The sequence below is a fragment of the Micromonospora sp. CCTCC AA 2012012 genome, assembly GCF_040499845.1.
Lineage (GTDB): Bacteria > Actinomycetota > Actinomycetes > Mycobacteriales > Micromonosporaceae > Micromonospora > Micromonospora mangrovi.
This window is the reverse complement of record NZ_CP159342.1, coordinates 203463-215345: the sequence shown is the minus strand read 5'-3', so window position 1 is coordinate 215345 and position 11883 is coordinate 203463. Positions and strand designations below refer to the sequence as shown.

At 74.8% G+C, this 11883-nt stretch carries 11 protein-coding genes; 6 read left to right on the top strand and 5 right to left on the bottom strand.

What is annotated here, in order from left to right; translation table 11 throughout:
* The first annotated feature begins 40 nt into the window (after positions 1-40).
* From ABUL08_RS01045 to ABUL08_RS01030, 4 genes are all read left to right on the top strand, one after another.
* Complete coding sequence (locus ABUL08_RS01045) at positions 41-280, top strand: acyl carrier protein (protein WP_350933732.1); 240 nt, start codon at positions 41-43, stop codon at positions 278-280.
* A gap of 1 nt (position 281) precedes the next feature.
* Positions 282-1508: a beta-ketoacyl-ACP synthase II gene (gene fabF, locus ABUL08_RS01040; RefSeq protein ID WP_350933731.1), complete on the top strand. Its 1227-nt coding sequence runs from the start codon at positions 282-284 to the stop codon at positions 1506-1508.
* Positions 1509-1627: 119 nt separating this feature from the next.
* Entirely contained in the window at positions 1628-2953 is a 1326-nt protein-coding gene (locus tag ABUL08_RS01035; protein ID WP_449288913.1) for an acyl-CoA carboxylase subunit beta, read from the top strand.
* A gap of 55 nt (positions 2954-3008) precedes the next feature.
* Positions 3009-3725, top strand: coding sequence for a class I SAM-dependent methyltransferase (locus ABUL08_RS01030; protein WP_350933729.1), 717 nt, complete (start codon positions 3009-3011; stop codon positions 3723-3725).
* 38 nt (positions 3726-3763) lie between these two features.
* Here the strand turns inward: ABUL08_RS01030 and ABUL08_RS01025 are convergent, their stop codons facing one another.
* From ABUL08_RS01025 to ABUL08_RS01010, 4 genes are all read right to left on the bottom strand, one after another.
* Positions 3764-6043: a hypothetical protein gene (locus ABUL08_RS01025; RefSeq protein ID WP_350933728.1), complete on the bottom strand. Its 2280-nt coding sequence runs from the start codon at positions 6041-6043 to the stop codon at positions 3764-3766.
* Positions 6040-7020, bottom strand: a complete 981-nt coding sequence (locus ABUL08_RS01020) for a glycosyltransferase family 2 protein (protein ID WP_350933727.1) — start codon at positions 7018-7020, stop codon at positions 6040-6042. Before ABUL08_RS01020 ends, ABUL08_RS01025 begins: the two co-directional genes overlap by 4 nt.
* 105 nt (positions 7021-7125) lie before the next feature.
* The gene (locus tag ABUL08_RS01015) at positions 7126-8853 is read right to left on the bottom strand and encodes a glycoside hydrolase family 3 protein (protein WP_350933726.1); all 1728 of its coding nucleotides are present in this window, start codon (positions 8851-8853) and stop codon (positions 7126-7128) included.
* Between the two features lie 25 nt (positions 8854-8878).
* Entirely contained in the window at positions 8879-9370 is a 492-nt protein-coding gene (locus ABUL08_RS01010) for a DUF3145 domain-containing protein (RefSeq protein ID WP_350933725.1), read from the bottom strand.
* Between the two features lie 325 nt (positions 9371-9695).
* Here ABUL08_RS01010 and ABUL08_RS01005 point away from each other — a divergent pair, with 325 nt between their 5' ends.
* Entirely contained in the window at positions 9696-10025 is a 330-nt protein-coding gene (locus ABUL08_RS01005; protein ID WP_350933724.1) for a hypothetical protein, read from the top strand.
* A 38-nt stretch (positions 10026-10063) separates the two neighbouring features.
* Here ABUL08_RS01005 and ABUL08_RS01000 read toward each other — a convergent pair whose 3' ends face one another.
* Positions 10064-10699: a carbonic anhydrase gene (locus tag ABUL08_RS01000; protein WP_350938424.1), complete on the bottom strand. Its 636-nt coding sequence runs from the start codon at positions 10697-10699 to the stop codon at positions 10064-10066.
* Between the two features lie 150 nt (positions 10700-10849).
* Here ABUL08_RS01000 and ABUL08_RS00995 point away from each other — a divergent pair, with 150 nt between their 5' ends.
* A complete protein-coding gene (locus ABUL08_RS00995; RefSeq protein ID WP_350933723.1) occupies positions 10850-11788 on the top strand; it encodes an alpha/beta fold hydrolase in 939 nt (312 codons plus the stop codon).
* Positions 11789-11883 lie beyond the last annotated feature (95 nt).

The window sequence follows — 11883 nt, the reverse complement described above, 5'->3', positions numbered from 1 at the left end:
CGGCGGAGAACAACCCCCTATGGAGAGGAACCACACCACAATGACCCGTGACGAGATCACCGCCGGCCTCGCCGAGATCCTCGAAGAGGTTGCCGGGGTGAACCCGGACGACGTGGCCGAGGGGAAGTCCTTCACCGACGACCTGGACGTCGACTCGCTCTCCATGGTGGAGGTCGTGGTGGCCGCCGAGGAGAAGTTCGGCGTCAAGATCCCGGACAACGAGGTGCAGAACCTGAAGACCGTCGGGGACGCTGTCAGCTTCATCGCGGCGCAGTCCTGACATGAGTCGTCCCGACGTCGTCGTCACCGGGCTCGGCGCGACGACCCCGCTCGGCGGGGACGTCGCGTCGACCTGGGACGCCATGCTCGCCGGCCGCTCCGGGGTGAGGGCGCTCACCCAGGAGTGGGCCGAGCAACTGCCGGTCCGGATCGCCGCCCCGCTGGCGGTGGACCCGGCCGGCCTGCTGGACCGGGTCAAGCTGCGCCGGTTGGACCGGTCCGAGGCGATCGCGATCATCGCGGCGCAGCAGGCCTGGGCGGACGCCGGCCTGGCCGACTCCGGGCTCGACCCGGAGCGGTTGGGCGTCAGCGTCGGCTCCGGCATCGGCGGCGCGCTGACCCTGCTCGCCCAGGACGACATCCTGGAGGCGTCCGGCCCGCGCCGGGTCTCCCCGCACACCATCCCGATGCTGATGCCGAACGGTCCCGCCGCCTGGGTGGGGCTGGAGATGGGCGCCAAGGCCGGGGTGCACTCCGTGGCCAGCGCCTGCGCGACCGGCGCGGAGGCGATCGCGCTCGGCCTGGACATGATCCGCGCCGGCCGCGCCGACGTGGTGGTGGCCGGCGGCACGGAGGCGGTCATCCACCCCCTGCCGATCGCCGGGTTCGCCTCGATGCGGGCCATGTCGACCCGCAACGACGACCCCGAGCGGGCCTCCCGCCCGTGGGACAAGGGTCGCGACGGTTTCGTGCTCGGTGAGGGCGCGGGCGTGGTGGTCCTGGAACGGGCCGACCACGCCGCCGCCCGCGGCGCCCGGGTCTACGCCCGGCTCGCCGGCTCCGGCATCACCTCGGACGCGTACGACATCGTGCAGCCGCACGCCGAGGGTGAGGGCGCGATCCGCGCCATCGCCAAGGCCGTCGCCGACGCGGACGTGGCGAAGACGGACATCGTGCACGTCAACGCGCACGCCACGTCGACCCCGGTGGGCGACATGCTGGAGATCGGGGCGCTGCACAAGGCGCTCGGCGACCACCCGGTGCTGACGGCGACCAAGTCGATGACGGGTCACCTGCTCGGCGCGGCCGGGGCGCTGGAGTCGATCGCCACCATCCTGTCGATCCGGGACGGGGTCATTCCTCCGACGATCAACCTGGACGACCCGGACGACGGCCTGACCATGGAGGTGGTCGCCCACAAGGCGCGGCACATGGAGATCCCGGCCGCGTTGAACAACGCCTTCGGCTTCGGCGGCCACAACGTGGCGCTCGTCTTCACGCGGCCCTGACAGCACGCCCGGAGGCACGAGTGACCACGCCCGCCCTGGCCGCGAACGACTCGACGCCGGACCATCGCGACCCCGAGGTCCGGCTCCGAGCCCTGTTCGACGCCGGCTCGCTGCGCCTGATGGCGCCGCGGGACACCTCCGGCGCGCTCTGGGCGCGGGGTGAGATCGAGGGCACGCCCGCGATCGCGTACGCCACGGACGCCACCCGGATGGGCGGCGCGATGGGCATCGACGGGTGCCGGCACATCGTCGACGCGATCGACACGGCGGTCCGGGAGCGGGTGCCGGTGCTGGGTCTCTGGCAGTCCGGCGGCGCCCGGCTGGCCGAGGGTGTGGTGGCGCTCGACGCCGTCGGGCAGGTCTTCGCCGCCATGGTGCGGGCGTCGGGGCGGGTGCCGCAGATCTCCGTGGTGCTCGGCCCGGCGGCCGGCGGCGCCGCGTACGGGCCGGCCCTGACCGACATCGTGGTGATGAGCGGGGCCGGCCGGATCTTCGTCACCGGGCCGGAGGTGGTCCGCAGCGTCACCGGTGAGCAGGTCGACATGGAGCGGCTGGGCGGCCCCGAGCCGCACGGCCGGCGTTCCGGTGTGGTGCACGTGACCTGCGCCGACGACGAGACGGCGCTGAACGAGTCGCGCAAGCTCGCGGCGCTGCTGGGCCGCCAGGGCCGGCTCTGCCCCGACGACGTGCCGGCCGGCGTCGAGGACGGGCACGACCTGACAGCGCGGATGCCGGCGGAGCCGAACCGGGCGTACGACGTGAAGCCGGTGGTCGCGGCGCTACTCGACGCCCCCGGTGTGGAGCTGCACGCCAAGTGGGCGCCGAACGTCGTCACCACGCTGGGCCGGTTCGCCGGCCGCACGGTGGGCGTGGTCGCCAACAATCCGCTGCGGCTGGGCGGCTGCCTCGACGCGTCCAGCGCCGAGAAGGCGGCCCGGTTCGTGCGGATGTGCGACTCGCTCGGGGTGCCGCTGATCGTGCTGGTCGACGTGCCCGGTTATCTGCCCGGCCTGGGCCAGGAGTGGGACGGCGTGGTCCGGCGCGGCGCGAAGCTGCTGCACGCCTTCGCCGAGGCGGTGGTGCCGCGGGTGACGCTGGTGACCCGCAAGGCGTACGGCGGGGCGTACATCGCGATGAACTCGCACTCGCTCGGTGCCACTGCGGTCTTCGCCTGGCCGAACGCGGAGGTCGCGGTGATGGGCGCGGGCGCCGCGGTGAACGTCCTGCACCGCAGGAGGCTCGCCGCCGCGCCGGCGCGGGAGCGGGAGGCGCTGCGGGCGCGGCTGGTCGAGGAGCAGATCCGGGTCGCCGGTGGCGTCAACCGGGCGCTGGAGATCGGCGTGGTGGACGACGTGATCAAGCCGGAGGAGACCCGTCGGCGGCTCGCCCAGGCGCTGGCCGGCGCGCCGGCCGCCCGGGGCGCGCACGGCAACATCCCGCTGTAACGGCGGCGCTGCGCAGGGCCGCTCCGGTAGAGAACCGCCCTGTTACGGTCTGGGCGTGGAAGCGACCGAGGTCCGCAAGCTCGCCGCGCTCGAGGACACCCACTGGTGGTACCGGGAGCGGCGCGCCCTGCTGGGCCGGGCGCTGCGCCGGCTGGCGGCCTCCGGGGTGCGCCCGGAGCAGGCCCTGGACATCGGCGCGGCCGGCGGCGGCAACACCCGGGTGCTGCGGGCGCACGGCTGGCGACCGCTGGCCCTGGAGTACGGCGCGGAGGGCGCGGGGGTGGCCCGGGAACGCGGCCTCGACGTGATCCGGGCCGACGCGCGTCACCTGCCCGTTCCCTCCGCCGGCCTCGGCCTGGTGGTGGCCTTCGACATCCTGGAGCACTTCGACGAGGACCACCTGGCGGCCGCCGAGATCCGCCGGACGCTGCGGCCGGGTGGGACGGCGCTGATCGCGGTGCCGTGCGACATGCGGCTCTGGTCCGCGCACGACGTGGCGGTCGGGCACGTCCGCCGCTACGACCGGGCCGGCCTGCGCGCGGTGGTGGAGAAGGCGGGGCTGGTGGTGGACGAGGTGTGGAGCTGGAACGTGCTGCTCCGCCCGGTGGCCGCCTGGCGTCGCCGCCGCTCCACCGGCAGCGACCTGGACGCCCTGCACCCGGTGGTCAACCTGGGGCTGCGCACGATCGTCACCGCCGAGCGCTACCTGCCGGTGCGGTCCCTGCCCGGCGTCTCCCTGATGCTCCGCGCCCACCGCCCGACCGACGGCTGACCAGTGACGGGGCGCCACCGCCCGCGGGGTCGGGCCGGTCAGCCCAGGTGGTATACGGCCATCCGGGCGTTCGTGAAGCGCAGGTCGGCCAGGGTGCGCAGCTGCGGGGACTCGACGCCGACGTCCCGGTCCACCACCAGCCAGCGCACCCCGTACCGGTGGCGCAGGGTGGCGAGGCCGGCGGCGGTGGGGGCGGTGACGGCGGCGTCGTTGACGCGCAGCCGTTCCGCGTCCCAGAACGGGGCGTACGGGCCCTCGGGCAGGCCGACCATCCGGGGCGCGAACGCCCACCCCTCCACCAGCACCGCCCGCTCGGCGTAGGCGCTCAGCCAGAACGTGCGGGCGTCGCACCAGCCGTTCACCACGACCCGGCAGTGCACATTGGTCGCCACCACGTCGTCCGGGTCGCTGTGCGCCCGCACCCAGCGGGCCGCCTCGACGCGCGAGGCGGGCATCGGCACCACCGGGTACGCCCCGCCGTTCGGGTTGGCCCGGCCGGCGGCGGCGTCCAGCACCAGGCCGGGCGCCCCGGCGACCAGCACGGCGGTGAGCACCAGCAGGCCGCCCCGGCCGGCGAGCGCGGGGAAGCGCCCGGTCAGCGCCGGCCAGCAGAGCGCCAGCAGCAGCCCCACCACGGTGAGCCCACCGGCCCAGACCAGCAACGGCAGCACCGGGGCGTACGCGGGGGTGGCCGGCGTGACCGTCGTGGAGTCGAGCTGGATCGCGGTCAGCAGCACGGCGAACCCGGCCGCCGCCACGGCCAGCAGCCGCCGTTCCCGGGCGGACAGGGCGGCCCGCTCGGCCAGCTCGACCCAGCCCCACGCGGACAGCAGAACGCCGAAGGCGAAGCCGGCGCGGGTGAAGTACTGGTTGCTGCTGCCGGGGTGACCGACCAGCAGATAGGTCGCCGGTCCGGCGAGCGCGCCGCCGAACAGGAACACCTGCACCGGCTCCAGCCGCGCGCGGCGTACCCGCAGCAGCGCCACCACCCCGGCCAGCCGGAGTTGGAGGCTGAGCAGGAAGGCCACGGAGACCGCCACCCAGACCGCTGCGGTGACCCCGGCGGAGCGGTCGGTCGGCACGTACGTCCGCAGCCCCGACAGCGGGTCGAGGGTCACCCCGTGGCTCTCGAACGCGAAGAGCACCGCGGTGGCGAAGCCCTGCGCGGCGAGCGCCAGCCCGGCGGCGACGAGCACCGCCCGGGGCAGCCGGCGGCGGACCGCCAGCAGCAGCACGGCGGTGAAGGCGAGCGCGGCCAGCACCACCGGGACCGAGCTGGCCTTCGCCCCGGTCGAGGCCGCCAGGAAGAGCCCGGCGAGCACCCACCCGCCGCGCCCGAGCGGGGGTACGGCCACCCCGCGCGCCCGGCCGACGACCTCGCCGAGCACGGCGAGCAGCGGCACCAGCAGCACCCAGCTGTACGTCATCGACGGGCTGCCCCAGACGATGAAGGTGGTCTGGGTGCCGAAGAGCTGCCGCCAGCCGTTCTCGAAGCCGAACTCCCCGACCGTGAACATCAGCGCCGACGCCACCACCCCGACGTACGGGCGGCCGGAGATCCGCCAGCCGACCACCGCGACGAGCACGGCGGCGAGCGCGCAGAGCGCCGGTACGGCCAGCCGGAACAGCACCGTCGGCAGGTCGACGCCGCTGACCAGGCTGGTCGCCGCCAGGTGGGCGAAGCCGAACCAGTGGTAGTGCAGGGGCTCCCCGGCCACCTGCGGCACGTCCGGCGGCACCTGGTGGGTGGCCGCCCCGGCGATGGAGAGCTGGAAGGCCAGGTCGATGTACTGCGCCTGACCCTCGTCGGTGGGGAGCACCGGGTTGACCTGGAGGAACGACTCGGACAGGTAGAGCGTGAAGCCGGCGACGATCGCCGCCAGCGACCAGGCCCAGCCGGCCGGGGCGACCGTGGCGTACCGGGGCCGCCAGTGTCGGCGCAGTCGGGGCACCGCCGCGAACGGCAGCAGCACCGCCAGCGGCCAGGCCCGCAGCCAGCCGGGCGCCCCGACGGCGGTGAACGCGGCCCAGGCGGCCAGTTCCAGCACCAGCCCGACCGCCGCCCCCATGGCGAGGTCCTCGACGAGGGTGTGCGGCCGCCCGCGCAGCGCCCGGAAGACCAGGGTGCCCGGCAGCAGCACCGCCAGCAGGGCGTACGTCGTCCAGCGGGCGATGTCGACGGCGGGGGTGCCGGCGCCGACGAGGACGACCACGACGAAGGCGTAACCGGCGAGGGCCGGGGCGACGCGGGCGAGGGGCGGGCGGCGGCGCGGGGGCAGGGTCGGCCCGGGGGCGACCCCGGTGGCGAGGACGGTCACCGGAGGGTGTCGACCAGCTCGACCGGCTCGGAGCCGGCCCGGGCGACGCTGTCGCTGGCCACGAAGTACGCCGGCCGGCCCTGCACCGCCGTGTAGATCCGGGCGACGTACTCGCCGAGCAGACCGAGGCAGAGCAGTTGCACCGCGCCGAGGAAGAGGATCGCGACATAGAGCGAGGGCCAGCCGGTGACCGTGGCGCCGTTGCACCAGGCGAGCACCGCCACCACGACCAGCACCCCGCAGACGGCCACCCCGCCCAGCCCCAGCCAGGTGGCGACCCGCAGCGGCGCGGCGGAGAAGCTGGTGACGCTCTCCGCGGCCAGCCCGGCCATCCGGGACAGCGGGTACTTCGTCCGGCCGGCGGCGCGGTCCTGCCGCTGGTAGGCCACCTCGCCGCTGGGGAAGCCGAGCCAGGGCACCACCAGTCGGAGCACCGGCTGGCGTTCGGGCAGCTCCCGCAGCGCCTCCACGGCGGCCCGGCTGAGCAGCCGGAAGTCGCCGGCCTGGGCGGGCACCTGCTTGCCGACGAGCCGCCGCATCAGCCGGTAGTAGCCGGCCGCCGTCCACCGCTTGAACACCGTGTCGCGGCTGCGGTCGGCGCGTACGCCGTAGACGATGTCGAGCTGGTCGGCGCGGGCCAGCCGCAGCATCGCCGCGATCACCTCGGGCGGATCCTGGAGGTCGGCGTCGATGCTGACCACGTACCGGCCCCGGGCGCGGAGCAGACCGGCGACGAGGGCCGCCTGGTGACCGCTGTTGCGGCGCAGTCGCAGCACCCGCAGTTCGGGCCAGACCGCGCGGAGGGTGTGCAGCCCGGTGGTGGTGCCGTCGGTGCTCCCGTCGTCGACGGCCACCACCTCGTACGCCTCGCCGAGGTCGTCGAGGACCGCCCGCAGCCGCGCCACGAGCAGCGGCAGGACGCTCTCCTCGTTGAACATCGGCACCACCACGGAGAGTGCCGGCTCCGGTTCCGTCACGGCACTCGACCCTCCGTTCCAGCGGCGGCGGACGGCCCGAACGCTACCAGTCGCGCAGGTCACGTTCGGGCCGGTCGCGGTGCCGTGCCCGGTCGGCCGGGGGCGTCAGGTGCCGCAGGTGGTGGCCGGCAGCCCGGTCACCGGGACCGGGGAGCGACCGCCGGGCCGGGACTTGCCGGCGAGCACGTCGGCGAGGGCGGTCATCGACGCCCGCCCGGACGAGTACGTCGCCAGCAGCGTCGGTGACTTCGCGTCGGCCAGCACGTACGGCGTGTCCATGGCGACCGTCACGGCGGCGTCGGCGCGGAGGTCCTTTGCGCCGTCGCCGTACCCGACGAGGTGCACCACGGTGCCGCCGCTCGGCACCACCTTCACCCCGGCGGCGGTGAGCGCCTCGGTCAGCGCCGCCCGGGTCCGGTCCCGCCCGGCGGAGGCGGTGACGGTGACCGGGCCGCGCACCGGGGCGCCGCAGGTGCCGCGCAGCTGGGTGACCGCCGCGGCGGCGAGGTCGGCGGCGGCCTTGCGGTGCTCGGCGCTGTTCAGCGTGGACATCCCGGGGGCCGGCCGGTCGGCGAGCTTGAACTTCATGGTGAGCACCCGGGTGGCCGCCTCGACCAGCCGGGTGCGGGGCAGCGAGCCGTCGCGCAGCGCGGCGAGCAGCCCGTCGTACGCCTGGCCGACGTTCGGGGTCATCAGGATCAGGTCGTTGCCGGCGGTGAGCGCGCGGACCGCCGCCTCCCCCGGTGACCAGCGCTTCGCCGGCGGCATGTTCATGCCGTCGGTGATCACCACGCCCTGGAAGCCGAGCTGGCCGCGCAGCACGTCGGTGAGGAGCTTGTGGGAGAAGGTGGCCGGGGTGCCCGGGTCGATGGCCTTGACGTCGAGGTGGGCGGACATCACCGCCATCGCGCCGGCGTCGATCCCGGCCCGGAACGGCGGGAAGGCGGTGCGGTCCAGCACCGCGCGGGACTGGCCGATGACCGGGACGTCCTTGTGCGAGTCGGTGGCGCTCAGGCCGTGCCCGGGGAAGTGCTTGACGCTGGCCGCCACGCCCGCCGACTGGAGGCCCTTGACCGCGCCGGTGACCTGGGCGGCGGCGTTCGTCGGGTCGGCGCCGAAGGAGCGGGAGCCGATCACGGCGCTGCGGGTGGCGAGCACGTCGGCGACGGGGGCGAAGTCGAGGTTGACGCCCATGGCGGCGAGTTCGCTGCCGGCGGCCCTCCAGGCGGCCTCGGTGAGCGCCGGGTTCCGGGCCGCTCCGGCGGCGAGCGGGCTGGGCAGCAGGGTCACCCCGTCGGTGATCCGGGTGACCACGCCGTACTCCTGGTCGGTGCCGATCAGGAAGGGCGCCGGGCCGGCGGCGAGCTTCCCGGCGGCGTCGCGCAGCCCGGTGGTCAGCTCCCGGACCTGCTTCGGGCTGTCGACGTTGGTGGTGGCCTGGTTGGCGGAGGTGGGGTCGTCGGCGCTGAAGCCGACCAGGATCACCCCACCGAGCCGGTATTTCGCCACCATCTGGGCGGGGGTGTCCACCCCGGCGAGGGCCCGGTTGCCGGCGGCCGAACCGGGCGAGACGTCGGTCGCCGAGCTGCCGTAGGCGTAGGGCATCAGCACCTGGCCGACGAGGTCCTCGTCGGCGAGCGTCCCGACCAGGGCGGCGGCGCGGGCGCCCGGGTCACCGGCGGTGGGGGTCGGCGCGGGGGCGGCCGAGGACGCGCCCGCCGACGGGGTGGGGCGTGGACGCTCCGGGTCCCCCGTGCAGCCGGAGACGAGCAGCGCGGTCAGTGCGGCGAGCGCGACGCCGGCACGTCGCGGGGAAATCGACACGTGGCCCACCGTATCGGGGCAACTCGGCCGCCGGTCACCCCACCCGGGTGAGCAGCGTCACCGGCGCGCCGTCGCCGGCGTACCGGTAGGGCTCCAGTTCGGCGTCCCAGGCGGTGCCGAGGGCCTTGTCGATGGCGTGGGCGAGGGCCTCCGGCGCGCGGGCGGCGGCCATGAGGCTGCGCAGCCGGTCCTCGCCGAGCTGGATGTCGCCGGCCGCGCCGACGGTGGCCCGGAACAGGCCCCGCCCCGGGACGTACATGAACCGCTCGCCGTCGGAGCCGGGACTGGGTTCCTCGGTCACCTCGAAACGGATCATGGGCCACTGCCGGAGGGCAGCAGCCAGTTCGGCGCCCGTCCCCGGGCTACCGGTCCACCCGCACTCGGCCCGGCGGGCGCCGGGATCGACGGGCTGGGCCGTCCACTGCAGGTTGACCGGCGCGGCGAGGACGCGCGCGATCGCCCACTCGACGTGTGAGCACACGGCGAGCGGGGTCGAGTGGACGTATACGACGCCACGCGTTGGCACGGTGACCTCCCGGAGAGCGAGGTGCGTCTTCCCCTACGACCTCGTCCGCCAGGTGGCTTCTGCAACACATGATGACCCGTGTGACGGATGGTGCGCCAGGGAATCGGAAAATTCGCCGGCGGTCGGCGGCGGGAAATACCCGGGAGGCTGACCTGGTTGACCCCTCCTGACGGTGCGATGACCAGCCAGGCTTCGCAGTCGTGTACAGTTTCTTGGGCGGTTGGAGTGCCGCCGTACATCTTCGCGGGCCGAGGCTCCATCCGGGCGTCACCCGCACAGCCCCCGGACGATCAAGTCCTCCCGTACGTCTGCAAGGAGTACCTCCGTGGCGAGCAACACCTCTAAGACCGCGCGCGCGTCAGTCCGGGCCGGCCAGGCTGGCCAGGGTGGCGCCCTCAGCGTGCTGGGCGAGTTCAAGTACGTGATCCCGCTCAACAGCGGCAAGCACGCGTACGTCCGCAACCTGACCAACGGCAAGACCGTGCACCTGCGTACCGACTCCGACGCCTTCGTCGAGGAGATCCGGGTGCTGGCCGCCGCCGGCCACGCCGCCAAGATCCGGGCGGAGCTCAACACCCTCGCCGCCGCCCACCCGGGCGACGGCTGGGACAAGACCGAGAAGCGTCTCGTCGAGGCGGGCGTCTTCGAGGGCTGAGCCCTCCCCGAGCAACACCACCAGCACCGCCCGTCGGGTCACCCCGGCGGGCGGTGCTGTCTCTGCGCCTCTTCGGGCAGCAGGTGGACGGTGCCGGTGGCGAGGTCGTAGAGAGCACCGACCACGGCGACCCGGCCGGCCTCGACCGGGCCGGCGAGCAGGTCGTCGGCGCGCAGCGTGTCGACCGTCCGGTGGACGTGCCGGCGGATCGCCAGCGGGTGGGCGTACGGGTCGTCGACCCCGACCTCCCGGACTGCCGGCGCGATCCGGTCCACCACGTAGCCGAGGGAGCCGCCCGGCCGGACGCCCTCGCGCAGGCTCTCCACCGCCGAGGCGACCGCCCCGCAGCGCTCGTGCCCGAGCACCATCACCAGCGGCACCCCGAGCTGGCCCACCACGTACTCGATCGAGCCGCAGACCGCCCGGTCGAGCACGTGCGCGCCGGTGCGGATGACGCAGATCGACCCGAAGGTCTGGTCGAAGATCGCCTCCAACGGCACCCGCGAGTCGATGCAGCCGAGCACCACCGCGTACGGCTGCTGGTCGCCGGAGGCGACGGCCGCGGCGGCGGTCACGTCGTGCCCGTGCACGGGCTGGCCGCTGACGAAGCGGCGGTTGCCGGTGAGCAGTTCGGCGAGCGCGGAGCGGGGCGTCCGAGCCGGGTTGGGCGGCATGTCCTCCAGCCTGGTCACCGATCCGATCGTGCGTTGTCGGGTTGCGAATCTTCTCACCACCACGGTTGGCGTGTTGTCATGACGGGTAGCCGGTTGTCACCGCCGGGTCACGCCGGTGTGGAGATACCGGCCGGCCTGGGGAGGTGACGGATGCCGGAGCAGACGGAGGTACGGCTTCCCGACGACGTACGCCTGCACGTGGAGGTGACCGGGCCGGCCGACGCCGAGGTCACCGCGGTCCTGCTGCACGGCTGGACGCTCGACGGGCGCAGTTGGCACCGGCAGCTCACCGAGATCCGGGAGCGCTTCGGCGACCGGGTCCGGGTGGTGACCTACGACGCCCGTGGGCACGGCCGGTCGAGCTGCATGGCGTTGCGGACGGCGACCCTGGCCCAGCTCGGCGACGACCTCGCGGCGGTGATCGACCAGTTCGCGCCGACCGGGCGGGTCGTCCTGGTCGGGCACTCGATGGGCGGCATGACCGTGATGGAGTACGCGCACCGCCACCCCGACCACTTCGCCGCCCGGACGGCCGGGCTGGTCTTCGTCTCGACCACCGCCGAGGGGCACACCCACACCGTCTACGGCCTTTCGCCCCGGATCGCCCGGCTGATCCGGCTCGCCGAGACCACCGGCGCGGGCGTGCTGGCCCGCTGCGGATCCTGGCGCCCGCCGCACGCCCTGCTGCGCGCGCTGCGCCCGAGCATCCGCTGGATGCTCTTCGGCGACCGCTGCGACCCGGCCGACATCCGGCTGGTCACCTCGGCGGTGGCCCGCGCGTCGCTCCGCTCGATCGGCGGGTTCCGCGCCTCGATCGGCGCCCAGCATCGGCTGGACACCCTGGCCGAGCTGGGGCACCTGCCGGCCGCCGCACTGGTCGGCGACCGGGACCGGCTCACCCCGCCGCCCTGCGCGGAGTCGATCGCCGGGGTGCTGCCGGCGACCGAGCTGACGGTCTGCCCGGGCGCCGGGCACATGCTGATGATGGAGCGGCCGGAGGAGGTCAACGCGGCGTTGACCGGGGTGCTCGGGCAGGTGCTGGCGCAGCCGGTGGCGGAATCGGCGACCGGGGTGGGAACGGCCGGATAACGGGCATCCGAGGCGGGCGGGGCGCCGGGGACCGGCATGGCCCCGACGCGGGCCGGCGCGGTGCCCGTACCCTCATTCAGCCTGCCCCGCGACCT

Bases quoted from the DNA above. Each gene is read 5' to 3' on its own strand.
- ABUL08_RS01045 (WP_350933732.1), top strand. From the start codon at position 41: ATGACCCGTGACGAGATCACCGCCGGCCTCGCCGAGATCCTCGAAGAG.
- fabF (WP_350933731.1), top strand. From the start codon at position 282: ATGAGTCGTCCCGACGTCGTCGTCACCGGGCTCGGCGCGACGACCCCG.
- ABUL08_RS01035 (WP_449288913.1), top strand. From the start codon at position 1,628: ATGGCGCCGCGGGACACCTCCGGCGCGCTCTGGGCGCGGGGTGAGATC.
- ABUL08_RS01000 (WP_350938424.1), bottom strand. From the start codon at position 10,699: ATGCCGCCCAACCCGGCTCGGACGCCCCGCTCCGCGCTCGCCGAACTG.
- ABUL08_RS00995 (WP_350933723.1), top strand. From the start codon at position 10,850: ATGCCGGAGCAGACGGAGGTACGGCTTCCCGACGACGTACGCCTGCAC.